Source organism: Ruegeria sp. B1, from assembly GCF_056535885.1.
The window spans coordinates 3057731-3081192 of sequence record NZ_JBQFJA010000001.1 but is presented as its reverse complement, the minus strand read 5'-3'; the positions used below and the strand labels follow the sequence as shown (position 1 = coordinate 3081192).

The following is a 23462-nucleotide window of genomic DNA, read 5'->3' as shown; positions in this document are numbered from 1 at the left end:
AGCCAATTCGCAAGCAACGGGGAAAAGAACATGGCAGCTCCAGCGCAGAATCTCAGGATCAATGGAGACAGGCTATGGGACAGCCTGATGGAGATGGCCAAGATTGGACCCGGAGTTGCGGGTGGCAACAACCGACAAACGTTGACCGACGAAGACGCTGAAGGGCGCGCTCTGTTTCAGAAATGGTGCGAGGATGCGGGCTGCACGATGGGTCTGGACCAGATGGGCAACATGTTCGCGCGGCGCGAAGGAACCGAGCCCGAGGCATTGCCCGTTTACGTCGGATCGCATCTGGATACGCAACCCACCGGCGGGAAGTATGACGGGGTGCTGGGGGTTCTGGGCGGGCTGGAGATCATCCGGACGCTCAATGATCTGGGCATCAAGACCCGGCATCCGATTGTTGCAACCAACTGGACCAACGAAGAAGGCACGCGGTATGCCCCGGCGATGCTGTCGTCTGGCGTGTTTGCGGGCATGCACACGCAGGATTGGGCCTATGATCGGGAAGATGCCGATGGGAAGAAGTTCGGAGACGAACTGAACCGGATCGGTTGGCGCGGGGATGAGGAAGTTGGCGCGCGCAAGATGCACGCGTTTTTTGAGCTGCACATCGAACAGGGACCCATTCTCGAAGCCGAGGGGAAGGATATCGGCGTTGTCACGCATGGTCAGGGGCTGAGCTGGACCCAGATCACCATCATCGGCAAGGACGCCCATACCGGGTCCACCCCGATGCCGATGCGCGAGAATGCCGGGCTGGCCATGGCGCGTGTCCTAGAAAAAGTCGACGAAATCGCCTGGTCCCATGCGCCGCACGCGGTGGGTGCGGCGGGCCATATCGACGTTTATCCGAATTCGCGTAACGTGATCCCTGGTAAAGTGGTGTTCACGGTCGATTTCCGTTCGCCCGAATTGGAGGTGATCACGGATATGGAGAACCGGTTGAGGGTCGCGGCGGAGGACATCGTCGACGAGATGGGATTGCAGATCGAGTTCGAAAAGGTGGGTGGTTTTGATCCGGTGAAATTCGACGATACCTGCGTGTCCGCCGTGCGCGATGCGGCTGAGCGGTTGGGGTATTCGCACACCGACATCATTTCGGGCGCGGGTCATGATGCCTGCTGGATCAACCGGGTTGCGCCAACCGCCATGGTCATGTGCCCCTGCGTGGATGGGCTGAGCCATAACGAGGCCGAAGACATCAGCAAGGATTGGGCTGCTGCCGGGGCGGATGTTCTGTTTCATGCCGTTGTCGAGACAGCGGAGATTGTGGAATAGGGGGCTCTGCCCCCGTCGCCCTTTGGGCGGCTCCCCCGGGATACTTTTGGCCAGATGAAGCAAGCGGCGCAGACCGCATGAGGGAGTTCAAAATGAATACTGTCATAAAAAACGGAACTGTGGTGACTGCCGACCTGACCTATAAGGCGGATGTCATGGTTGAGGGCGGTGTCATCACCGAAATCGGGCTGGATCTGAAGGGTGACAAAGAGCTGGATGCCACTGGCTGCTATGTCATGCCGGGCGGAATTGATCCTCATACCCATCTGGAAATGCCGTTCATGGGGACCTATTCCAGCGATGACTTCGAAAGCGGGACGCGGGCCGCGCTGGCGGGGGGAACTACTATGGTGGTGGACTTTGCGCTGCCGAACCCGGGCGAGAGCCTGCTGGACGCCCTGAAACGCTGGGACAACAAATCGACCCGTGCGAACTGTGACTATTCCTTCCACATGGCCGTGACGTGGTGGGGCGAGCAGGTTTTTGATGACATCAAGGCGGTCATCGAAACGCGCGGAATCAACACCTTCAAACATTTCATGGCCTATAAAGGCGCGCTGATGGTGAACGATGATGAGCTGTTCGCATCGTTCAAGCGCCTGGCTGAGCTTGGCGGCGTGGCAATGGTGCATGCCGAAAACGGCGATGTGGTTGCTGAATTGCAGGCCAAGCTGATGGCCGAAGGCAACACCGGACCCGAAGCGCATGCCTATTCCCGTCCGCCACAGGTGGAGGGTGAGGCAACCAACCGCGCGATCATGATCGCCGATATGGCAGGCGTGCCGCTCTATGTCGTGCACACCTCATGCGAGGAAGCCCACGAAGCCATTCGCCGGGCGAAAATGCTGGGCAAGCGGGTCTGGGGTGAGCCGCTGATCCAGCACCTGACGTTGGACGAGGGTGAGTATTTCCACCACGATTGGGATCACGCGGCCCGTCGGGTCATGAGCCCGCCGTTTCGCAACAAGCAGCATCAGGACAGCCTGTGGGCCGGTCTGCAATCGGGCTCGCTCAGCGTAGTGGCCACCGATCATTGCGCCTTCACGACCGAGCAGAAGCGATATGGTGTGGGCGATTTCACCAAGATTCCGAACGGGACAGGGGTCTGGAAGACCGGATGCCGATGCTGTGGACCTATGGCGTGGGAACCGGGCGTCTGACCCCGAACGAGTTTGTGGCCGTGACTTCAACAAACATTGCCAAGATATTGAATTGCTATCCGAAAAAGGGCGCAATTCTGGTGGGTGCGGATGCCGATATCGTTGTCTGGGATCCGGAAAAAACCAAGACGATCAGTGCCGACAGCCAGCAATCTGCCATCGACTACAATGTGTTTGAGGGCAAAGAGGTGAAGGGCCTGCCACGCTTTACGCTCACTCGGGGACAGGTTGCGGTGCATGACGGCGATATCCGGACCGAGGAAGGTCATGGCGACTTTGTGGCGCGGGAGCCGAACAGCCACGTAAACAAGGCCCTGAGTACCTGGAAAGAGCTGACCGCGCCCCGGCCGGTAGAACGGACAGGTATTCCGGCGACTGGAGTATGATCGCGTTGGGTTGCCTGCCGGGTGGCCCAAAGCCAAGGTTTTCAAGGCAACGGAATGAATACTGAAACAATGACCCAGCCCGTTATCGAGGCAAGGCAGCTGGATCTTACCTTCCAGACAAATGATGGGCCCATCCACGCGCTCAAAGACGTGACCCTCACGATCGGCAAGGGCGAATTCGTCAGCTTTATTGGCCCGTCCGGATGTGGCAAGACCACCTTTCTGCGCTGTATCGCGGCGCTCGAAACGCCAACCGGCGGATCATTGACCGTCAATGGCATGACACCGGACGAGGCGCGGCGGAATCGGGCCTACGGGTATGTCTTTCAGGCCGCTGGTCTCTATCCGTGGCGCACCATTGCCAAGAACATCAAGCTGCCGCTGGAGATCATGGGATACACGGCTACCGAGCAGGAGGAGAGGGTTAGGAAGGTTCTGGAACTCGTTGATCTCGAAGGGTTTGGTGGCAAGTTTCCCTGGCAGCTGTCAGGGGGGATGCAGCAACGGGCAAGCATCGCGCGTGCCTTGGCGTTTGATGCCGACATCTTGCTGATGGACGAACCCTTTGGCGCGCTGGACGAAATCGTGCGCGATCACCTTAATGAACAACTGTTGGCACTTTGGGCGCGGACAGAAAAGACCATTGGCTTCGTGACGCATTCCATCCCCGAGGCCGTTTACCTGAGCACAAAAATCGTGGTGATGAGCCCACGGCCCGGACGGATTACCGATGTGATCGACAGCCCACTGCCCAAGGAAAGACCGCTGGACATCCGCGATACGCCGGAGTTCATCGAGGTCGCGCATCGGGTGCGCGAAGGGCTGCGGGCCGGGCACGGAGAGGAGGTCTAATGGGCGCCAGCGATCTCAGACGGGCGATACCGGATGACATTCCGGCTTGTGCCCATATCCTTGCGACGTGGATGTCCAAGACGGACTGGATGCCCGAGGAACTGCCGGAACACGAGCTTGAGGCGCTGATCCGGGAGGCTTTTCCGAACCGTGAGATCTGGGTCGCTGGAGATCCGGTGGACTGCTACATGTCGCTGGACCCAAAGGACTGCAAGGTCGGCGCGCTGTACTGTCTGCGGACCGGTGAAGGGATCGGTAAACAGTTGCTGGATCAGGCAAAAGCCGGGCGCGATTATCTGTGGCTGACGGCGCATGATCCAAACAAGGCTGCGCAAAAATTCTATAGACGAGAAGGGTTTGAAGCGACGGGAACGGAGCCTCCGACTCCCCCTGAAACTCTGCCGGTTGTGCGGATGGAGTGGCGGGCATGAAGCAGGTGGTTGCAGTACTGGCCGTGATCGCCGCGATTGTCGCGCTTTGGTACGGGGCCTGTATTCCGATGAACATCAAGGGTGTTCTGACCGAGTTGGAACGCGGCGGGGCAGAAGTTCAGCCGCCATCCGCGAAAGATCGACGGGATATGAGCGAGATTGGCCTGACTCTGACCAACAGCTTTGCCATCCCGGCCACATGGGCGCAGGAGCGTCCCCGCCTGCCGGCACCGCATCAGGTGGCCACTGAGTTGTGGGAGACGACCATTGAGAAAAAGATCACCTCGAAACGCTCATTGATCTATCACGCCTGGGTCACGCTTAGCGCTACAATGTTGGGGTTTGCGATTGGCACAGGTCTGGGCATTCTGCTGGCCGTTGGGATCGTACACAGCCGGGTGATGGATCTTTCGGTCATGCCCTGGGCCATTGTCAGCCAGACAATCCCCATTATTGCGCTGGCCCCGATGATCATCGTGGTTCTGTATTCGATTGGGATTCAGGGGATCATCCCCAAAGCAATCATCTCGGCGTATCTGAGCTTTTTCCCGGTGGTTGTCGGTATGGTTAAGGGTCTGCGCAGCCCCGATGCGATGCAGCTGGATTTGTTGCGGACATACAGCGCGACCAAGTCCCAGGGATTCTGGAAACTGCGCTTGCCGGCGTCGATGCCGTATCTGTTTACGTCGCTTAAGATCGGTATCGCAGCGTCTTTGGTCGGTGCAATTGTGGGTGAACTACCAACTGGTGCAGTCGCTGGTCTGGGTGCGCGTCTTCTGGCCGGCAGCTATTATGGCCAAACCGTCCAGATCTGGTCCGCGCTGTTTGCCGCGGCGATTCTGGCGGCCTGCCTTGTGGGTCTGTTGGGCCTGATGGAACGCACGGTTCTGAAGCGAATGGGGATGGCGCAATGACGTTGGTGCTGTTTGCATTTGGCCTTTGGCTGCTGGGGTGGTGGTTGAACCGCCGCTTGGCCAGCGGACCGCAATCCGACACCCGGATGGTGCGATTTCTGGCCCCCTTGATCTTTGGGTTGACGGTCATCGGCATCTGGGAGTTGCTGGTGCGGGGACTTGAGGTGCCTCTGGTCATTCTACCCTCACCATCGGTCATCGCTGTACGGTTTGCAGACAGTTTACCCATCTTGTGGGCGGACTTTGTTCAGACCATCATCAAAGGCGCGCTCAGCGGGTATGTCATCGGTTGCGGGGCGGCATTCCTAATGGCAATCGCCGTGGATCGCTGGGACTTTCTGCGCCTCGGGTTGCTGCCGGTTGGTAATTTCGTGGCGGCCCTGCCTATCGTCGGCACGGCCCCAATTCTCGTCATGTGGTTCGGGTTCGACTGGCACTCAAAGGCGGCCGTTGTTGTGGTCATGGTATTCTTTCCCATGCTGGTGAACACCGTGGCGGGGCTGCGCGAGGCCACGGCTATGCAACGCGATCTGATGGAAACCTATGCGGCGACCTATTGGCAGAGTTTCCTAAAGCTACGTCTGCCCGCCGCGATGCCGTTCATATTCAACGGCTTAAAGATTTCTACCACGCTGGCGCTGATCGGCGCTATCGTGGCAGAGTTCTTTGGGTCGCCGACCCTGGGCATGGGGTTCCGGATTTCGACAAGCGTTGGGCAATTGTCGCTGGACATGGTCTGGGCGGAAATCGTTGTCGCGGCACTGGCCGGAACGGCGTTTTACGGGGTCGTGGCCATGATCGAAAAGGCGGTGACCTTCTGGCACCCGTCGCAACGCGGATAACACAAAGGAAAGACTTCAACAGACCCCGAAAACGGGGCGCAACTAGCAACTAGGAGAAATGAAGATGAAAAAGCTACTCAGTGGGGCGGTTGCCGCCTTTAGCCTGGCCGCTGGTTCGGCCCTGGCGGCAGATGAGGTGACACTGCAATTAAAGTGGGTCACGCAGGCGCAGTTTGCGGGCTACTACGTGGCCAAGGACAAGGGGTTTTACGAGGAAGAAGGGCTGGACGTCACCATCCTGCCCGGCGGCCCGGATATCGCGCCCACGCAGGTGATCGCGGGCGGTGGTGCCGATGTGACAGTCGAGTGGATGCCCGCAGCCCTGGCCGCGCGGGAAAAGGGGCTGCCGCTGGTCAATATCGCGCAGCCGTTCAAAAGCTCGGGTATGATGCTGACCTGCTGGAAGGATGCGGGTATCGCCTCGCCCGAGGACCTCAAGAATCGCACGCTGGGTGTCTGGTTCTTTGGCAATGAATTCCCGTTCATGAGCTGGATGAGCCAGCTTGGGATCGACACAGGTGGCAAGAGCGACAGTGGGGTTGAGGTTCTAAAGCAGGGCTTTAACGTCGATCCATTGCTGCAGCGTCAGGCCGACTGCATCAGCACCATGACCTATAACGAATACTGGCAGGTCATCGATGCGGGTGTGACGCCCGAGGAATTGGTCACGTTCAAGTATGAAGATCAGGGCGTGGCGACGCTGGAAGATGGTCTCTATGTGCTCGAAGAAAACCTGAGCGATGCGGATTTTGCCGACAAGATGGAACGCTTTGTCCGAGCCTCAATGAAGGGCTGGAAATACGCCGAAGAAAACCCGGATGAAGCGGCCGAGATCGTTCTGGAAAACGATGCAACCGGTGCGCAGACGGAAGAGCATCAAAAGCGGATGATGGGTGAGATTGCCAAGTTGACCGCAGGTTCCAACGGCGCGCTGGACCCGGCGGATTTCGAGCGCACCGTGGCCACGCTGTTGGCGGGGGGGTCCGATCCGGTCATCACCAAGCAGCCGGATGGGGCATGGACTCATCAGATCACGGATGCAGCTTTGAACTAACCCGAAAGAGCAGGTTTAGGACTACGCGAAACGGCCCCGTTACTGGGGCCGTTTTTTTGGCGTCGCATCTGTACTTGAGGCGCAGATGTCATAGGTTTACGTTGTGAATCAGCGCATTTTCTACAAAATGCCATAGAAAGCGTACAAAATGCAAAGTTTTGCATCAGAATTCAATATGGCTCTCTCCTTGATCCTGAACGGGGATGCAGAGCTGTGGGCAATTGTGGGATTGTCTCTGCAAGTTTCTCTGTTTGCAGTTCTGATGTCTGCGGTCATTGGCATGCCATTTGGTGCTGCCTTGGCGGTGGCCCGGTTTCCAGGCCGACGGGCTTTGATTGTCCTGACCAATGCGCTCATGGGATTCCCGCCGGTGGTTGTCGGGTTGCTGGTTTACCTGATGCTGTCACGATCCGGGCCGTTGGGTGTTCTCGAACTGCTTTACACCCCGACTGCCATGATCATCGCACAAGTGGTTCTGGTCACGCCGATTATCGCGGCCTTGACCCGGCAGGTGGTTGAGATGCTCGCCGAAGAGTATTCCGAACAGCTTAGATCGCTGGGCGTGTCACGACTGGCCTCTGTTCCGGTGTTGCTCTGGGACGCGCGCCTTGCGCTGGTCACGGCGTTGCTCGCCGGGTTCGGACGCGCCATCGCCGAGGTCGGGGCGGTGATCATCGTTGGCGGCAACATCAACCATGTCACCCGCGTGATGACCACGACCATCGCGCTGGAAACATCGAAAGGCAATCTGGCTCTGGCGCTGGCCCTTGGCGCGATCCTGATTGGAATAGCGGTGGCCGTGAACGCCATGGTCAGCACATTGAGCCTGCGGGCCGAACAGGAGGGCTTGCGCCATGCGTGATCTGGTTTCGGGTGGGCCGGGGGTCTTGCAGGTAAACGGCCTGCAAATCCGGCGCACAGGCAAGGCCCTGCTGGATGTCCCGACGCTGACGCTGGACGGGCCGGGACCCACATTGATTCTAGGGCCGAACGGTGCCGGCAAGAGCCTTTTATTGCGCTGCCTGCACGGGCTGATCGCGCCCGACGTCGGATACGTGGTGCAGGACGGCGTGCCTTTGAATGCAGATCACAAGGCCAGTCAGGCCATGGTGTTTCAGCGGCCGGTTCTGTTGCGCCGGTCGGTTGCTGCCAATCTGGACTTTGTGCTCAAGCGACAGGGTTTGAATCGCGCCGCACGAAAAGCTCGGATTGCGGAATTGCTGGCCGAGGGGGGCTTGGAAGACAAGGCGCGGCAATCCGCCCGGTCGCTGTCCGGCGGAGAGGCGCAGCGTCTCGCCATTCTGCGCGCGTTGGCGCTGATCCCCGACACTTTGTTTCTGGACGAACCCACCAGCGCGCTGGACCCCGGAGCAACGCAGATGATCGAACGCATGGTCCTGCGGGCCTCGGCGCGGGGGGTGCGCATCGTGATGGTCACACATGATATCGGACAGGCTCGCCGACTGGCGGCGGACGTTGTGATGATGCAAGGCGGCAAGGTCGTCGAACATGGCGCCGCCAAACAGGTTTTGGATACCCCAAAGAGCGAGGCGTCACGCCGCTATTTGGCGGGAGGACTGGTAACTTAACGCAACAACAGGAGACTTTGATGATCCGCGGATTTATTCGAACGGCGCTCACGGCGCTTGCCCTGATGGCTGGGCCTGCCTGGGCTGAAGACCCTTTTATCGTGGTGCAATCCACGACATCGACACAGAACTCAGGTCTGCTGGATTACATCTTGCCGGGCTTCGAAGCGGAATCCGGGATTGATGTGCGCGTTGTCGCAGTTGGCACCGGGCAGGCGATCCGCAATGCGGTAAACGGCGACGGGGATGTCCTTCTCGTGCATGCCAAGCCTGCGGAAGAGAAATTTGTGGCCGATGGCTGGGGCGTTGAGCGGAAGGACCTGATGTACAATGACTTTGTGCTTGTCGGCCCGAAATCCGATCCGGCCAAGGTCAAGGGCGGGGACGATATCGTGGCGGCTTTGACGGCGGTGGCCGAGGCAGAGGCCCCCTTTGCGTCGCGCGGGGATGACAGTGGAACCCACAAGGCCGAAATGGGCCACTGGGGCACTGCGGGTCTCGATCCAACCGCCGCCTCGGGCACCTGGTACCGCGAAACCGGGTCGGGTATGGGAGCGACGCTGAACGTGGCCAGCGGAATGGGCGCATATGCCCTGACAGACCGTGCGACCTGGCTGTCCTTTGGCAATGTCGGGGACCTGGAGATTCTGGTCGAAGGTGACCCGCGCCTGTTCAACCAATACGGTGTGATCCTGGTGAACCCGGAAAAGCATCCCGGTGTGCGGGCCAAAGCCGGGCAGCGCTTCATTGACTGGCTGACCGGACCGGACGGGCAGGCGGCGATTGAGTCGTACAAACTGCATGGGCAGCAGGTCTTTTTTCCGAATGCCAGTTAAACAGGGCTGAAACTCTAGCCGCTGGCGCCGTTGTGATGAACGGTGCCGAGGCCTGAGAGGTCATAGCCCCCAAGCTCAGCGGCGCGTTCGGCGAACCGATCCGACTTCAGAAACACCAACAGTTTCTGCATCGGCGGATCGAAATAGGCGCGCCGCCAGATTGCCAGATCCAGTCGTTCGGAATGGGTTGGCACAAAACCCAGATCATAAAGCCCCGCAAGGGCTCCCAGTCCAAACCCTGCTTCGGCCTTCTTGTCATGAAGGGCAATGGCCAGTTCCTCTTCGGTGCGGGCGCAAATGGGCAAGGTATCTAGGTCATCGCGCGTCAGCCCGTGGTCTTCCAGTTGCGCATCAAACAAGCGTTGGCTGGCGGCGCTGTCCTGACGCAGGATAACGCGGCGCCCTCTTAGATCATCAAAAGATGAGATGTCCATAACACCCGGGGCCTGCAGCAGGCCGCGTTGTCTTTTGGCGATTTCGCATAGAACCACGGGCGCTTCGCCCAACGCGTCGTGCAGCGCGCGCGTGTTGAACCCATCCTGTTCGTGGATATGCAGAACGGCCGCCTGTGCGCTGCGATCGCTGAGACGGGTCAGCCCGTCGAACGATCCATCATAATATGTGGCCAGCCCTGATCCGCTTTCGCGCAGGGCCCAGTCCAGCAATGGATCATGGCTGCCGGCGACAATTGGGGGTAGGGGCGGTTCGGCCACCTGAGGCCCCGAACGAGAGGCGTTGAGCCACGCAATGATCTCGGCACGGGGAAACAGCAGCTTTCCCATGGCGCGGACGCAGGGCACTTCACCAGAGGACGCGAGATCGTAGGCCTTTCGCTCACCGATGCGCAGCAGGTCGGCCAGTTCGCGGGTGGTCAGATAGTCAGCCATTCAGGTTTGACGCAACGCCAGGTTTGACCCGGCAACCCAGATGATTAACCCGAGACTATCGCACGTACATAACTGCGCGGCAGGAGCAGCGATCCCCACACTGGCAGCGGTTCGAACGTCTTTCATGGTTCCCTCCGGTTCCGGTCTGGTCTGCCATCACGCGACCCAACGGGTGATCAGGCCTCTGGCCTCTTGCGGTTCTTGCATCCGTACCTTGTGCCCATGAAACTAGCGGTCTGGAACTGCGTAGAAAAGAGCGTTTTAGAATTGCTCAGGTCAAAGGGCACTTGGGTAATTGTCGCAGCCTCTACTGAGTGGATTTATCGTTGCGTGAGGCCTAGGGGGCTGGTGGTACGCGACAAGCTCAGGCACAAGAGAAGACGGCATTTGTCCAAAGAAGGGTCAAATGCGTCAGATCGACCGGAACAAGGACGGAGACATATGAGATGAGCAGTGACAGATACATGCTGTCTCGCAGCGCCCCAAGGGCCGGGCACAACAAAGGGGTCTTCGTATGAGCGTTCGTGACGCGGTTCTGGCGAACCTAAAAAAGATCACTGACCCTGTCTCGGGTCAGGACATTGTCAGCGCCGGCGTCGTGCGCGCCTTGAATGTCGAAGGCGATACGGTGCGCTTTGTTCTTGAGGTCGACCCCAAGCTGGCAGAGCGGATGGAACCGGTTCGCGCCGCCGCAGAACAGGCCGCGCAGATGATCGAAGGTGTCGCCAAGGTTTCGGCGCTGTTGACGGCACATTCTGAAAAGACGCCGCCGGATCTGAAACCCAAGCCGAAGCCATCCCAAACAGGGCCACAGGCGGTTCCGGGCGTGGATCGAATCATAGCGGTGGCATCCGGTAAAGGCGGCGTGGGTAAATCCACGGTTTCGGCCAACCTGGCCTGTGCTCTGGCGGCCGAGGGGCGCCGGGTTGGCCTGCTGGATGCGGATGTCTATGGCCCCTCACAACCTCAGATGCTGGGTGTTTCGGGGCGCCCGGCCAGTCCGGATGGCAAGACCATCCTGCCGCTGCGCAACCATGGCGTGACGATGATGTCGATGGGTCTGATGACCAACGAAGGGCAGGCGGTTGTGTGGCGCGGCCCGATGCTGATGGGTGCGTTGCAGCAGATGATGAGCCAGGTGCAATGGGGCGATCTGGATGTGCTGATCGTGGACCTTCCCCCCGGAACCGGGGATGTTCAGCTGACGCTTGGCCAAAAGTTCAAGGTGGATGGCGCCATTGTCGTCTCGACACCGCAGGACGTCGCCCTGATTGATGCACGCAAAGGGATCGACATGTTCAATCAGCTCAAAACGCCGATCGTCGGCATGATCGAGAACATGTCGACCCATATCTGTTCGAAGTGCGGCCATGAGGAACATGTGTTCGGCCATGGCGGGGTCGCGGCCGAGGCGCAGTCGCTCGGTGTTCCGCTGCTGGGGGAGATTCCTCTGCATCTGGACATCCGCGTGGCCGCAGACGGGGGCGTACCCATCGTGGTCAGCAAACCCGACAGCCCGCAGGCCGGGGCGTTCCGCAAGATCGCCCGAGACATGGTCGCACACGGCTACGCATAAGCTAGTAGGTTTGGGCCATCACCAAGGGATCAATGGGTACAGGTAGGTGAACACCGCTTAGTGCCCATCTGGGTCCTCAGATCAGGTCCATGAATCCGCCGAATTGACCGCGTTTAAAGATCAGACCCTGACCTTTGCGATACATCACCTTTTCCACATGTCCAACGAGGATCAGGTGATCGCCCGCCTCGTGACACGCGTGCAGGTGACAGTCAAAACGTGCAAGGCAATTGGCCAACTGCGGTCGCCCGGCGTCATCGACAGACCATTCCGCATGGGTGAAATCAGCGCCATCATGGGCAAACCGCAGGGCCTGTTCCTGCTGTTCCTGCGCCATGACGTGGATGGAATAATGTTGGCGGTCTTTGAACGCATCGAACCGGTTCGACTCTTTTGCCAGACACCACAGAACCAATGGCGGGTCGAGCGAGACTGAAGAAAACGAATTCACCGTAATCGCACGCGGACCGCGCTCGGTGGTGGTGGTCACGACCGTTACGCCGGTGCCAAAACACCCCAAGGCCTCGCGAAAGGCCTGGCTTTGATCCGGGCTTGGGGTGAAGGTCTTTTCCGACATCGCACGCTCATATTCAAGTCGGCCATCAGGTGCCACGACCGCCCGGGATTGTCCATGAAAAGCTGAGCGTGTTGTACTGATTGACCGGTCAGTTCAGGTCTTCGAGCAACCGGCCATGTTTACGCGTTTCGACAATCACATCGCCAAATGTGATCATGCCCCGGGCCTGAAGCACAGGCAACATCTTGACCAAAGCCTCTGCTGTTGCAACCGCGTCCCCCAGCGCAGTGTGGCGCAATTCATCGGGAATTGTGATGTCCAGACGGTCGCAGAGGGCGTCCAGCGTGTGGGTATCACTGGGCCCGAACAGCACCGCAGACAAAAGCACCGTGTCCAGAATTGGATGGTTCCATTCGACATTCATGCGTTTCGCATGACGACGCAGAAAGGCCATGTCAAACGGGGCATTATGGGCCACGATCACCGCATCGCGCGCAAACTGGTGAAAGACGCGCCCGGCCTCGGAGATGTCCGGCGCGGTTTGTACCATCGGGTCGCTGATCTTGTGCACCTTGGTTGACGCCGGTGGGATCGGAATGCCGGGGTTCACCAGCATGTCCAACTGCTCACCCTGCACAATCCGACCTTTGACAACCCGAACGGCGCCGATCTGAACGATCTCATCCTTGTGGGGCAGCAACCCCGTGGTTTCCGTATCAAACACCACAAAACACAAATCCGACAAGGTCCGGCTTTCAAATTCGTCTTCGGCGGCCGAGTGCAGCAGGTCGAAATCATAGACCAACGGACGCGCGGCATCTGGAGAAATATGGGCCGCGCTGTCGTCAAAGATCAGCATGTATCCGGGCGCATCGCCAAGGGGTTTCATCCGCGCCGAATAACTCTGGTTTCCGTCGATGCTAAGGAGGGTGCAGGTCACGTCCATCCCGGACTTGATCAGCTGTGCGTAGGCTTGCTCTACCGGGCCGGGTTGCAGATATTCCAGTAACGAGGCGTTTAAACGGGGATGTGCGATTTGCGCCAGAACCTCGGCCGCTTGAGCATCGTAGAGCACGATCTTATGGGTCGGGGTTGCCAGAACCATGGCCACCGGAATTTCAGTCAATAACGCGGTCAGTCTTTGTTTTTCAAAGGCGAGGTTGGCGGTTTCGGCGGCAACAACCTCGGCAATGTTCATGGTCTTTTCCGATAGCTGATTTGCCAGCCCTGCCGCAGCGGGGGCGAGGTCCCCCAGATACCGGGCGGCCTGCAAATCCATTTCGCTGCTGACCCCGGCATGAGCGCGGGCACGCAGCTCTGCAGACAAACGTTCTATTGGTTTCGCCACGTTGTCATCGAACAACAGCCAAACGCCTGCGACCATGGCCAAAAACCCAAAACCGATCACTATTTCGGCGAATATGAAGTCGTCCAGCAGTTCGGGGTCGTCCGCCCGCACAAAGCTCACCCATAACGCAAATGTGCTGACAACCAGCCCGCCCACCGCCAACAGGCAGAAAAAGAGAAAGATCCTCATGCGCAGGCTTAGCTTGGTCAGCATCGTTAAACCCCGCAGGTGGCCTCGATGATCGGATCGCCGGTTCCGGCGGCAATCCAGTCGGCGTTCAAAAGGCGACCGTCATCGGCAAACTCTGCACCATCCGCCAGATTGGCGCGGCGATTGCCAGCGCAATCCACTGCAACAGGCAGTTTCGAGACTGGCGCCCAGCGGCCAAAGAAATACAGATCAACCAGGCGCTCGTCCGGAACCTGGTCGTTGGTGCGTACAGACACGGTGTCGATGGCGGCAAAGCGATCCACAAAAGGCACGGCGTAGGTCCATGGGCGATAAAAGGCCTGGCTTTCAACCTCTTGGATAATGGCCAACCCGTCGGGCAGGTTTTCCCGGGTCCGGTCATACCAGGAATATTCACTGGCGATGGTGACACCGATCATCCCAAGTCCAGCGGCCACAGGCGCGGACCAGCGGGGCAGGCGGCCGCCCGTCAGTTTGTTCAGAATCATCACAACGCCGGCAAAGGCAAAGCCTGCAAAGATTGTGCCGATCAATTCCAGAAACATATCGTCTCTCCGTTGCTTGGGCTGTGTCGCCCGCTGTATTCCTGCTCGCTTCCGACCGTTAGACGATCAGCCCAGCATGCCTTTGCCATGACCAACCGCCGACTGCATAGTTTTTACCACCACAAACGCATCCCTTAGGTGACTTCGCTCAAAGTCCGACAAATCTGACGGCGGCAGGTAGTTGTCTGGATCACCGCCCGATTTAACTAGCCTGACCTGATGCTGCAGCCGGGATTCGGCGATCAGGTCATAAGCATCCAGCAGGTCATGCGCGCCGGATGGGCTGAGCACACCGCTGGCTTCTGCAGCTTTGAGCCGGGCGCGGGTGTTGGCCTCGGTCAACTGTCCCTGAAGACTGTAAATCCGGGCCAGATCGACCACCGGAACAACTCCGTTATGCTTGAGGTCCAGTGTATTGCGATGCTCGCCGGAGCGAATGGTGGCAAACCCGCGCAACAGTCCCAGTGGTGGCGTGTGTTTGAGGGAGTTCGAGATCATGTGCGCCACAAAGATCGAGTTCGCGCTGGCGGCGCTCAGGGTATCGCTTTGCAGGTCAGCGAACAGATCGAACTGACCGCCGATCGGGCGCAGGTCGAACATGACCGAGGCCAGCATCTGCGCCTCGGGGTTTGGCTTTGCAATCCAGCCGTTGAAATAGTCGCGCCAGACCTTGACCGGCTGACACCAGCGCGGATTGGTCGCCATCATGTCGCCGGGGCAGTGAAAATACCCGCATGTATCCAACCCGTCCGACACAAGTTTTGCCAATTTCTGGAAATAGGGCAGGTCGGCTTCTTTGACGCCGTCGTCGAGCATCAGACAATTGTCCTGATCCGACACGCCGGTCTGTTCCTGTCGGCCCTGAGAGCCGCAGGCCAGCCAGAGATACGGAACAGGGGGCGGTCCCAGTGTCTTTTCGGCCAAGGCCAACAACCGGCGTGTCGCGGTATCGGCGATATCGGTTATCAGGCGCGTGACGATCTCGTGCCGGTTGCCGCCCGCTACCAATTGCACCAAAAGCTGCGGTATCTCCGATGTCACAAGCGCCATTTCGGTTGCGGATTGCGCGCGGGCGATCCGGCGCACAAGCTCGGCGGAATTGACGGCCTGATAATGGGTCAGGTCCGTTTGTGTTACGATCCCGACAAGGCGCCCCGCCTCCGAGATCGGAATGTGGCCGATGCCGCGCTCCATCATCACATGCAGAACGTCCGATCCGATATCGCTGGGCGATAAAGTCACCGGATCGGATGTCATAATAGACGAGATTGTTGTGTTGTCCGGCATGGCGCTGGCCACGTATTTGCCCGAGATATCCCGCAGCGTTGCAATGCCGAGCAATGTATCGCCTTCGGTGATGCACAGCGATGAAATCCCTTTGTCGCGCATCATCCGGGCGGCGTCCTGAACCGGGGTGTTCGGCGGGCAGGTGGCCGGGTCATGTGCCATCAGCACATCAATTGCACTGGTCGCTAGGCTCTGAGGTCCCGTACGTTCGCCGCGTGTTCTGTTGAAGAACTTTGAGACGACGTCGTGCCCCTCAATCAGGTTGCGAACAACATGCGGCGGCAAAACCATCAGGACCGACGGGGTATGCGCGCGCGCCTTTGTCGCCGCTTTGCCATCTTTCAACAGCCCGCGTTCGCCAAATGAGTTGCGCAAACCAAGATGCGACACCACGGCACCGTTCTCGTCGGTGATTTCTATCTGCCCTTCGTAAATGACGAATACGCCCGGCAAGTTGTGCCCCAGCTCGTAGACCGGATAATCCTCTTCGACCTCCCAGACTTCGATCTGCTTTGCCAGATCGTCCAGCACGTCGGCTGGCAGCGCGTCATAAGGGTGGACGGATTTCAGAAACCGGGTGATCTCATCATGGGACAGGGGCATCAGATCTCTCTAGGTTTCCTTAAGAAAAATCCCGCCCGGTGGAGTGCCGGGCGGGGACAGTCAGTCGAAAGACGCGGCCTTTGGACCTTACCCAAAGGCCGCATCACGCTCAATGATCCTGAGCGGCACCCGCACCACGGGGAATGCGAACGCTTTCGACCAGTTCTTTGATCTCCTGCGGAGTTTCTTTGGTCATGCCTGCAACAACGTAGGCAACCGCAAAGTTGATCATCGCACCGATGGCGCCGAACGAGGTCGACTTGATCGGACCCAGAAGCGGATCAGCATCGGTGAACGAGTTGGTGCCCGGAATGAACAACCAGCCCTTGTGCAGGAAGATGTAGACCAGGGTCACAACCAGACCGGCCAGCATGCCACAGACCGCACCGGTGTTGTTGATGCGGGTCGAGAAGATCCCCATCATCAGCGCCGGGAAGATCGAGGCAGCCGCCAGACCGAAGGCAAGGGCCACGGTTTGCGCCGCAAAGCCCGGTGGGTTCAGACCCAGCCAGGTCGCAACCACGATGGCCACAGCCATAGCGATCCGCGCCGCCAGCAGTTCTCCTTTTTCCGAGATCTGCGGGTTGATGGCACTTTTCACAAGGTCATGAGACACCGCCGACGAGATCGCCAGCAACAGACCCGCAGCCGTGGACAGAGCCGCAGCCAGACCACCGGCAGCAACCAGACCCACAACCCAACCTGGCAGGTTGGCAATCTCCGGGTTCGCCAGAACCAGGATATCGCGGTTGAACTTGGTCAGCTCGTTACCAACCCAGCCTTTTTCTTCAGCGATCGCCTGCAAGTCAGCGTTTTGATCGTTGTAGTACTGGATTTTGCCGTCGCCGTTCTTGTCTTCCCAATCCAGCAGACCGGTTTTTTGCCACGTCTTCATCCAGTCATAGCGTGGATCAGTGTCGATAGCCTCGACCGAAACAGCGCCACCCTCGATGCCACCATTGGGCCACATCATGTCACTGATGTTCAAGCGCGCCATGGCACCAACCGCAGGGGCGGTCAGGTACAGCAGAGCGATGAAGACCAGCGTCCAGCCAGCGGACCAGCGGGCGTCAGACACTTTCGGCACGGTGAAAAAGCGCATGATCACGTGCGGCAGACCGGCGGTACCGATCATCAGCGAGAGCGTGAACAGCACCATGTTCAGCGTGTTCGAGTGGTGCGCCGTATAGTCGTTAAAGCCAAGCTCGGTCACAATCGCGTCCAGTTTGGTCAGCAGAGGCTCACCACTGGCGGTGTCGCTGAACAAGCCAATGGCCGGAATCGGCGTGCCTGTCAGCTGGAGCGAGATAAAGATGGCCGGAATGGTATAGGCGGTAATCAGCACGCAGTACTGAGCGACCTGAGTGTAGGTCACGCCCTTCATTCCACCAAGCACCGCATAGGCAAACACAACCGCCGCGCCGATCAACAGACCATAGGTGTTGTCGATTTCGAGGAAACGGCCAAAAGCAACGCCCACACCGGTCATCTGACCGATCACGTAGGTCACTGACGCGACGATTAGACAGATAACCGCCACGATACGTGCGGTCTGGCTGTAGAACCGGTCGCCGATGAATTCTGACACGGTGAACTTGCCGAACTTACGCAGGTAGGGCGCAAGCAACAGCGCCAGCAGCACGTAGCCACCGGTCCAACCCATCAGGAAGGTCGAGTTGTCATAGCCGGTAAAGGCAATGAGGCCCGCCATCGAGATGAACGAGGCCGCGGACATCCAGTCTGCCGCTGTCGCCATACCGTTGGTGACCGGGTGAACGCCGCGACCAGCGGCGTAGAACTCTGATGTGGACCCCGCACGGGCCCAGATCGCGATGCCGATGTATAGCGCGAAACTCGCGCCAACAAACAGCAGGTTGATGGTAAACTGATCCATTGTCCCTGCGCTCCTTTATTCTTCTACGCCGAATTCGGCGTCGAGCTTGTTCATGCGCCAGGCGTAGTTGAAGATCAGCACCAGAAAGACCAGGATCGATCCCTGCTGTGCGAACCAAAAGCCCAGATCGGTGCCGCCAATGGCGATCCCGGACAAAAGCGGACGCAGCAGGATGCCGAATCCAAACGACACCAGCGCCCAGATCGCGAGGCTGATGTAGATGAGGCGCAGGTTGGCCTGCCAATAGCCTTTGTCGGCCTCGGCAGTCTGCGCGGAGTCTGTAGATTGATCCGCCATTGCGGGTTCCTCCTTGCTTGCTCGTTGAGCGGCCCTTTGCATAACTCCTCCAGCGCATCGGGCCGCATCTCGGACATGCCAAACGCCGGGTCAGCATCGGGCAAAACTCCACCGGTCCGCCAAGGCGGGTCCTTCGAAGTAGTCTGTTATCGGAGCAAAGCCCGGTGTGGGCTTGTCTCCTCCCCTTAACTCATCGTGTCGCCAACGATCCGTTCAAGATCGCTGGCGATGTCTTCAATCCCGCCCATGGCATTGGTGCGCTGCAGCACTCCATGGGTTTCGTAATAGGTGATCAGCGGCGCGGTCTGCGCGTGATAGGCCTCAAGACGCGAGGCCACCGTTTCCGCGTTGTCATCTGCCCGGCGACTGAACTCCGTGTGACCGCATTTGTCACAGACACCCTCGATTGCAGGCGTTTTGAACCGATCGTGGTATCCTTCGCCGCAGCCGGCACAGGTGTAGCGGCCCGAGATCCGGATCACCATTTCGGCGTCTTCAACCTCGAGGCTGATGGCCGCGCTGATCTTCTGGTCGTTTTCAGACAGCAATCCGTCCAGCGCCTCGGCTTGAACCGTGGTACGCGGGAAGCCGTCCAGAATGACACCCTTGGCGCAATCCGGCTCGGCGATACGGTCGCCCAAGATCGCGATAACGATATCGTCACTGACCAGATCGCCGGCCTCCATGACGGCCTTGGCGGCCTGTCCCGCCTCGGTCCCGGCTGCTACGGCGGCGCGCAACAGATCGCCGGTGCTGAGCTGAACCAGACCGAACTTGTCTTCGAGCATCCGCGCCTGCGTGCCCTTCCCGGCGCCCGGAGGACCGAGAAGGATCAGAACCGTGGGTGTGGTGATCGTGGCAGCGTCCATCACATCCTCACTTGTTCGCCCGGTTTTCGATGAGGTCTTCGACCACGGATGGATCCGCAAGGGTCGAGGTGTCGCCCAGTGAGCCAAAGTCATTCTCGGCGATCTTGCGCAGGATACGGCGCATGATCTTGCCCGAACGGGTCTTGGGCAGGCCCGGTGCCCACTGGATCACATCAGGTGAGGCAATCGGACCAATTTCTGTCCGAACCCATGTGCGCAGCTCTTTCAGCAACTCATCGCTGGGTTCGCGATCATTCATCAAAGTGACATAACAATAGATGCCTTGCCCTTTAATTTCATGGGGATAGCCCACAACAGCTGCCTCAGCCACGGCGGCGTGCGCCACCAGCGCACTTTCCACCTCGGCGGTGCCCATACGGTGGCCCGAGACGTTGATCACATCATCAACACGACCTGTGATCCAGTAGTCGCCATCTTCGTCACGGCGGCAACCGTCGCCGGTAAAGTAGTAGCCTTTGTAATCCGAGAAATAGGTCTTTTCGAACCGCTCATGATCGCCCCAGACAGTGCGCATCTGCCCGGGCCAGCTGTCCTTGATGCACAAAACACCTTCGACGCCGTTCCCAGTGATCTCAACACCTGATTGAGGGTCCAGAACCACCGGCTCGATGCCAAAGAAAGGCTTCATGGCCGATCCCGGCTTCATAGCGTGTGCGCCGGGCAGGGGGGTCATCAGGTGACCACCGGTTTCGGTCTGCCACCATGTATCGACGATCGGGCAGCGTCCGCCGCCGACGACGTCATTGTACCAGTTCCAGGCTTCGGGGTTGATTGGCTCGCCCACGGTGCCCAGCACGCGCAGATCGCTCAGATCACATTTCTCGACCCATTCGTTGCCTTGCCCCATGAGGGCCCGCAATGCGGTCGGTGCCGTGTAGAACTGGTTGACTTTATGCTTTTCACAGACTTGCCAGAAGCGTGAGGCATCCGGGTAGGTTGGCACGCCTTCGAACATCAGGGTGGTCGCGCCGTTGGCCAGCGGGCCATAGACGATATAGCTGTGGCCCGTGACCCAGCCCACGTCAGCGGTGCACCAGTACACATCGCCGTCGTGATAGTCGAATGTGATCTCATGTGTCAGCGACGCATACACGAGATATCCGCCGGTTGTATGCACAACGCCCTTGGGCTGACCTGTGGAGCCGGACGTGTAAAGAATGAACAGGGGATCCTCGGCGCTCATTTCCGCAGGCGCGCAATAGTCATCCGCTTCCAGCGCCATTTCGTTATAGTCGTAATCGCGTCCGTCGATCCATGTCGTCTGGCCACCGGTCCGCTTGACCACCAGGCATTTGACCGTGTCCTTGCAGTGCAGCAGGGCCGCGTCGGCATTGGATTTCAGCGGTGTTTTGCGCCCGCCGCGTGGGGCCTCGTCGGCTGTAATGAGGACTTTGGCATCACAGCCATTGATCCGGGCAGACAGCGCATCGGGCGAAAAGCCTGCGAAGACAATCGAATGAATGGCGCCAATGCGTGCGCAGGCCAGCATGGCATAGGCCGCCTCGGGGATCATTGGCAGGTAGATGACAACGCGGTCCCCTTTGCGCACACCCATGGATTCCAGAATATTGGCCATGCGGCAGGTGCGGCGGTGCAGTTCGGCATATGTGATGTGCTGTGCCGCATCATTTGGGTCATCGGGCTCCCAGATGATCGCGGTCTGATCGCCGCGCGTCTCCAGATGGCGGTCCAGACAATTGGCAGACACGTTCAGCGTGCCATCCGCATACCAGTTGATTTTGACGGACCCGAAGTCGTAGTTGACGTCCTTGACCTTGGTAAACGGTTTGATCCAGTCGACGCGCTTGCCGTGCTCGCCCCAGAATGCATCGGGGTCAGAGACCGAAGCGCCATACATATCGTCATATTGACTCGAGTCGACATGCGCACGGGCAACGGTTTCAGCGGATAGCGGATATACGTTAGAATCTGCCTGAGCAGCGGTAGTCATTCTGAGGCTCCTCCCTCTGGATTGGTCTACGTGGATCAGTTCGCCCGCTGAACGGGACCCTTCGATCCTGTTCCTCCCCGGCTGCAGTATTACCGGGTTCTGAAAACAAATAAATAAATATCAGTAATCCTTAGATTTGTTTGTAAAGAAATTTCTACAAAGCCAAGAATTGAGTCAACAAAATGTAAATAATTCAGAATATCATATATAAAACAATGAATTAATTGTTGTGTTTTTACTTGCTGATCTTCGTGAGCCGATCCACCGCGACAGAAAACTAGCAGCGTGTCGGGATTGCCTGCGGAACAAGCGAACTGCTTGTGCGTTGGCCGCGAACCGTCGGCGGGGGTTGGCACACACTGGTGTTGGCGCTAGCTTCAGTGCCAAGCGCCTCGGGAGGAGGCGCACCAATGGGAGAATTCACTATGAGAAAGATGTTGAGCGGTGCAGCTGTCGCCGCCATTGGCGTTGCCTTTGTCACCGAAGCTGCAGCAACCGAATGGAACGCGTCCGTTTGGGGCAAGCGCCGTGCCTTTACGGAACATGTCGAGAAACTTGCCGAACTGGTCAGCGAAAAGACCGGCGGGGATTTCACCATCAACGTCAGCTATGGTGGTCTGTCCAAGCCGCGCGAGAATCTGGACGGGATCGAGATCGGTGCGTTTGAAATGGCGCAGTTCTGCGCCGGTTACCATCGGGACAAGAACCGCGCCATCACCGTGCTGGAACTGCCGTTTCTGGGTGTGAACAACCTGGACGAAGAGGTGGCCGTCAGCCACGCGGTTTATGATCACCCGGCCGTCAAGGATGAGATGGCGCAGTGGAATGCCCGCATTATCATGACGTCGCCTATGCCGCAGTACAACATCGTGGGCACAGGCGAGCCGCGGGATGAACTGGCCGATTTTGATGGCATGCGGGTCCGCGCAACCGGCGGCCTTGGGCAGGCCTTCGAGGCGGTTGGTGGTGTGCCAACCTCGGTGCCCGCGACAGAGGCCTACAATGCGATGGAATCCGGCGTCGTTGACACCGTTGCCTTTGCCCAGCACGCCCATCTGTCTTTCGGCACGATCAACGAAGCGGACTGGTGGACAGCCAACCTGAACCCCGGAACGGTGAATTGCCCGGTCGTTGTCAATATCGATGCCTATGAGGCACTGCCCGCGGAACATCGCGAAGCTCTGAACAGTTCGATTGACGAGGCGATTGACCACTATCTCGCCAACTATGGCGGGTTGCTGGAACAGTGGGACAGCGTTCTGGATGAAAAAGGCGTGCAGAAGATCAATATCGACGAGGCGGTGATTGCAGAATTCCGCACCAAGGCGGCTGATCCGATCCGCGAGCAGTGGATTGCGGATATGTCAGCGCAGGGTCTTCCGGCACAGGACCTGTATGATCTGGTTCAGACGACGCTGAAACAGCAGCGCGGCGGCAACTGATCACACGCACCGGGCGCCCGACACGGCGCCCGGTTTCTTCATACGTTAGGAGAATGCCGGAATGGCAGGACATGCCACGGTGCTGGAGGACGGCAGCCGCCTGAGCCAGCTGGATCAACATCTGCTGAAACTGGAACGGTTTATGGCGTTGATCAGCGGGTTGGCCGTCTTTGGGCTGATGGTTTTGGCGGTGGTTTCCGTCAGCGGGCGCAACGCGTTTAACGCGCCTTTGCCCGGATATGTGGACTGGATCGAGCAGGCAATGCCGTTGATCGCGTTTCTGGGCATCTCTTTTGTCCAGCGGTCCGGCGGACATATCCGTATGGATATTGTCATCGCGCGCTTGCATGGCCGCGCGCTGTGGTTGTTCGAACTGATTTCAGTGATCCTTATTCTGGTTCTGATGCTGGCGCTGGTCTGGGGCAGCTGGTCCCATTTCGACCGGTCATTCGATTTCGGCGCGCCGCTGTGGAGCCGGGACAGCTCCATAGATATCGGTATTCCGCTCTGGCCAGCCAAACTGCTGGCGCCCATTGCCTTTTCCGTGTTGTGCCTGCGGCTGATCCTGCAGGTCTGGGGCTATGGCCGGGCTTTCGTATTGGGGCTGGACACGCCAGTGGCCGTCCCGCTGATACAGGACGCGGCGGCTCAGGCCGCAGCCGAGGCTGAGAAGTTCGAGGGGCAGGACTGA

At 58.8% G+C, this 23462-nt stretch carries 21 protein-coding genes and 1 pseudogene; 13 read left to right on the top strand and 9 right to left on the bottom strand.

Annotated features, from left to right (window positions below; translation table 11 throughout):
* The first annotated feature begins 30 nt into the window (after positions 1-30).
* The 10 genes and pseudogenes from ACR3ES_RS15210 (at position 31) to ACR3ES_RS15165 (ending at position 9345) form a co-directional block, all read left to right on the top strand.
* Positions 31-1281, top strand: coding sequence for a Zn-dependent hydrolase (locus ACR3ES_RS15210; RefSeq protein ID WP_170429980.1), 1251 nt, complete (start codon positions 31-33; stop codon positions 1279-1281).
* Between the two features lie 92 nt (positions 1282-1373).
* Positions 1374-2827: pseudogene (hydA, locus tag ACR3ES_RS15205) on the top strand (dihydropyrimidinase).
* A 54-nt stretch (positions 2828-2881) separates the two neighbouring features.
* Positions 2882-3679, top strand: a complete 798-nt coding sequence (locus ACR3ES_RS15200) for an ABC transporter ATP-binding protein (protein WP_170429984.1) — start codon at positions 2882-2884, stop codon at positions 3677-3679.
* Positions 3679-4110 carry a GNAT family N-acetyltransferase gene (locus ACR3ES_RS15195; protein ID WP_170429987.1) on the top strand — a complete coding sequence of 144 codons (432 nt, stop codon included), beginning with the start codon at positions 3679-3681 and terminating at the stop codon, positions 4108-4110. The genes ACR3ES_RS15200 and ACR3ES_RS15195 overlap by 1 nt, the downstream gene beginning before the upstream one ends.
* Positions 4107-5024, top strand: a complete 918-nt coding sequence (locus ACR3ES_RS15190) for an ABC transporter permease (protein ID WP_170429989.1) — start codon at positions 4107-4109, stop codon at positions 5022-5024. The genes ACR3ES_RS15195 and ACR3ES_RS15190 overlap by 4 nt, the downstream gene beginning before the upstream one ends.
* Complete coding sequence (locus tag ACR3ES_RS15185) at positions 5021-5866, top strand: ABC transporter permease (RefSeq protein WP_170429990.1); 846 nt, start codon at positions 5021-5023, stop codon at positions 5864-5866. Before ACR3ES_RS15190 ends, ACR3ES_RS15185 begins: the two co-directional genes overlap by 4 nt.
* Positions 5867-5930: 64 nt before the next feature.
* Positions 5931-6920: an ABC transporter substrate-binding protein gene (locus tag ACR3ES_RS15180; RefSeq protein WP_170429992.1), complete on the top strand. Its 990-nt coding sequence runs from the start codon at positions 5931-5933 to the stop codon at positions 6918-6920.
* 148 nt (positions 6921-7068) lie between these two features.
* Positions 7069-7782: an ABC transporter permease gene (locus tag ACR3ES_RS15175; protein ID WP_170429994.1), complete on the top strand. Its 714-nt coding sequence runs from the start codon at positions 7069-7071 to the stop codon at positions 7780-7782.
* Complete coding sequence (locus ACR3ES_RS15170; protein ID WP_170429996.1) at positions 7775-8509, top strand: ATP-binding cassette domain-containing protein; 735 nt, start codon at positions 7775-7777, stop codon at positions 8507-8509. The genes ACR3ES_RS15175 and ACR3ES_RS15170 overlap by 8 nt, the downstream gene beginning before the upstream one ends.
* 20 nt (positions 8510-8529) lie before the next feature.
* Positions 8530-9345, top strand: coding sequence for an extracellular solute-binding protein (locus ACR3ES_RS15165; protein ID WP_170429998.1), 816 nt, complete (start codon positions 8530-8532; stop codon positions 9343-9345).
* Between the two features lie 14 nt (positions 9346-9359).
* Here ACR3ES_RS15165 and ACR3ES_RS15160 read toward each other — a convergent pair whose 3' ends face one another.
* Positions 9360-10232 carry a substrate-binding domain-containing protein gene (locus ACR3ES_RS15160; protein ID WP_480423809.1) on the bottom strand — a complete coding sequence of 291 codons (873 nt, stop codon included), beginning with the start codon at positions 10230-10232 and terminating at the stop codon, positions 9360-9362.
* A 514-nt stretch (positions 10233-10746) separates the two neighbouring features.
* On the opposite strand from ACR3ES_RS15160, the gene ACR3ES_RS15155 reads away from it, so the two are divergent.
* A complete protein-coding gene (locus ACR3ES_RS15155; RefSeq protein WP_170430002.1) occupies positions 10747-11808 on the top strand; it encodes an Mrp/NBP35 family ATP-binding protein in 1062 nt (353 codons plus the stop codon).
* A gap of 76 nt (positions 11809-11884) precedes the next feature.
* On the opposite strand, the gene ACR3ES_RS15150 is transcribed toward ACR3ES_RS15155, so the two are convergent.
* The 8 genes from ACR3ES_RS15150 to acs form a co-directional block, all read right to left on the bottom strand.
* Positions 11885-12385, bottom strand: coding sequence for a flavin reductase family protein (locus ACR3ES_RS15150; protein ID WP_170430004.1), 501 nt, complete (start codon positions 12383-12385; stop codon positions 11885-11887).
* Positions 12386-12473: 88 nt separating this feature from the next.
* Positions 12474-13886, bottom strand: a complete 1413-nt coding sequence (locus tag ACR3ES_RS15145; RefSeq protein WP_170430006.1) for a 3'-5' exonuclease — start codon at positions 13884-13886, stop codon at positions 12474-12476.
* Positions 13887-13888: 2 nt separating this feature from the next.
* A complete protein-coding gene (locus tag ACR3ES_RS15140) occupies positions 13889-14407 on the bottom strand; it encodes a hypothetical protein (RefSeq protein ID WP_170430008.1) in 519 nt (172 codons plus the stop codon).
* Positions 14408-14473: 66 nt separating this feature from the next.
* Positions 14474-16297 (bottom strand): DUF294 nucleotidyltransferase-like domain-containing protein, encoded by a 1824-nt coding sequence (locus ACR3ES_RS15135; RefSeq protein WP_170430010.1) that lies wholly within the window; start codon positions 16295-16297, stop codon positions 14474-14476.
* 109 nt (positions 16298-16406) lie between these two features.
* A complete protein-coding gene (locus ACR3ES_RS15130; RefSeq protein WP_170430012.1) occupies positions 16407-18191 on the bottom strand; it encodes a sodium:solute symporter family protein in 1785 nt (594 codons plus the stop codon).
* A 15-nt stretch (positions 18192-18206) separates the two neighbouring features.
* Complete coding sequence (locus ACR3ES_RS15125) at positions 18207-18488, bottom strand: DUF4212 domain-containing protein (RefSeq protein WP_170430014.1); 282 nt, start codon at positions 18486-18488, stop codon at positions 18207-18209.
* A gap of 185 nt (positions 18489-18673) precedes the next feature.
* Positions 18674-19357, bottom strand: a complete 684-nt coding sequence (locus tag ACR3ES_RS15120) for an adenylate kinase (RefSeq protein ID WP_170430016.1) — start codon at positions 19355-19357, stop codon at positions 18674-18676.
* A gap of 7 nt (positions 19358-19364) precedes the next feature.
* Positions 19365-21329 (bottom strand): acetate--CoA ligase, encoded by a 1965-nt coding sequence (gene acs, locus ACR3ES_RS15115; protein WP_170430018.1) that lies wholly within the window; start codon positions 21327-21329, stop codon positions 19365-19367.
* Positions 21330-21754: 425 nt separating this feature from the next.
* Between acs and ACR3ES_RS15110 the strand changes: the two genes are divergently transcribed.
* The gene (locus ACR3ES_RS15110) at positions 21755-22771 is read left to right on the top strand and encodes a C4-dicarboxylate TRAP transporter substrate-binding protein (protein ID WP_170430020.1); all 1017 of its coding nucleotides are present in this window, start codon (positions 21755-21757) and stop codon (positions 22769-22771) included.
* Positions 22772-22832: 61 nt separating this feature from the next.
* Complete coding sequence (locus tag ACR3ES_RS15105; RefSeq protein ID WP_170430022.1) at positions 22833-23462, top strand: TRAP transporter small permease; 630 nt, start codon at positions 22833-22835, stop codon at positions 23460-23462.

Coding starts and splice junctions, on each gene's coding strand:
- ACR3ES_RS15130 (WP_170430012.1), bottom strand. CDS start 18,191: ATGGATCAGTTTACCATCAACCTGCTGTTTGTTGGCGCGAGTTTCGCG.
- ACR3ES_RS15165 (WP_170429998.1), top strand. CDS start 8,530: ATGATCCGCGGATTTATTCGAACGGCGCTCACGGCGCTTGCCCTGATG.
- ACR3ES_RS15200 (WP_170429984.1), top strand. CDS start 2,882: ATGAATACTGAAACAATGACCCAGCCCGTTATCGAGGCAAGGCAGCTG.
- ACR3ES_RS15125 (WP_170430014.1), bottom strand. CDS start 18,488: ATGGCGGATCAATCTACAGACTCCGCGCAGACTGCCGAGGCCGACAAA.
- ACR3ES_RS15175 (WP_170429994.1), top strand. CDS start 7,069: ATGCAAAGTTTTGCATCAGAATTCAATATGGCTCTCTCCTTGATCCTG.
- ACR3ES_RS15180 (WP_170429992.1), top strand. CDS start 5,931: ATGAAAAAGCTACTCAGTGGGGCGGTTGCCGCCTTTAGCCTGGCCGCT.
- ACR3ES_RS15170 (WP_170429996.1), top strand. CDS start 7,775: ATGCGTGATCTGGTTTCGGGTGGGCCGGGGGTCTTGCAGGTAAACGGC.
- ACR3ES_RS15190 (WP_170429989.1), top strand. CDS start 4,107: ATGAAGCAGGTGGTTGCAGTACTGGCCGTGATCGCCGCGATTGTCGCG.
- ACR3ES_RS15195 (WP_170429987.1), top strand. CDS start 3,679: ATGGGCGCCAGCGATCTCAGACGGGCGATACCGGATGACATTCCGGCT.
- ACR3ES_RS15105 (WP_170430022.1), top strand. CDS start 22,833: ATGGCAGGACATGCCACGGTGCTGGAGGACGGCAGCCGCCTGAGCCAG.
- ACR3ES_RS15185 (WP_170429990.1), top strand. CDS start 5,021: ATGACGTTGGTGCTGTTTGCATTTGGCCTTTGGCTGCTGGGGTGGTGG.
- ACR3ES_RS15155 (WP_170430002.1), top strand. CDS start 10,747: ATGAGCGTTCGTGACGCGGTTCTGGCGAACCTAAAAAAGATCACTGAC.
- acs (WP_170430018.1), bottom strand. CDS start 21,329: ATGACTACCGCTGCTCAGGCAGATTCTAACGTATATCCGCTATCCGCT.
- ACR3ES_RS15140 (WP_170430008.1), bottom strand. CDS start 14,407: ATGTTTCTGGAATTGATCGGCACAATCTTTGCAGGCTTTGCCTTTGCC.
- ACR3ES_RS15110 (WP_170430020.1), top strand. CDS start 21,755: ATGAGAAAGATGTTGAGCGGTGCAGCTGTCGCCGCCATTGGCGTTGCC.
- ACR3ES_RS15135 (WP_170430010.1), bottom strand. CDS start 16,297: ATGCCCCTGTCCCATGATGAGATCACCCGGTTTCTGAAATCCGTCCAC.
- ACR3ES_RS15160 (WP_480423809.1), bottom strand. CDS start 10,232: ATGGCTGACTATCTGACCACCCGCGAACTGGCCGACCTGCTGCGCATC.
- ACR3ES_RS15150 (WP_170430004.1), bottom strand. CDS start 12,385: ATGTCGGAAAAGACCTTCACCCCAAGCCCGGATCAAAGCCAGGCCTTT.
- ACR3ES_RS15120 (WP_170430016.1), bottom strand. CDS start 19,357: ATGGACGCTGCCACGATCACCACACCCACGGTTCTGATCCTTCTCGGT.
- ACR3ES_RS15145 (WP_170430006.1), bottom strand. CDS start 13,886: ATGCTGACCAAGCTAAGCCTGCGCATGAGGATCTTTCTCTTTTTCTGC.
- ACR3ES_RS15210 (WP_170429980.1), top strand. CDS start 31: ATGGCAGCTCCAGCGCAGAATCTCAGGATCAATGGAGACAGGCTATGG.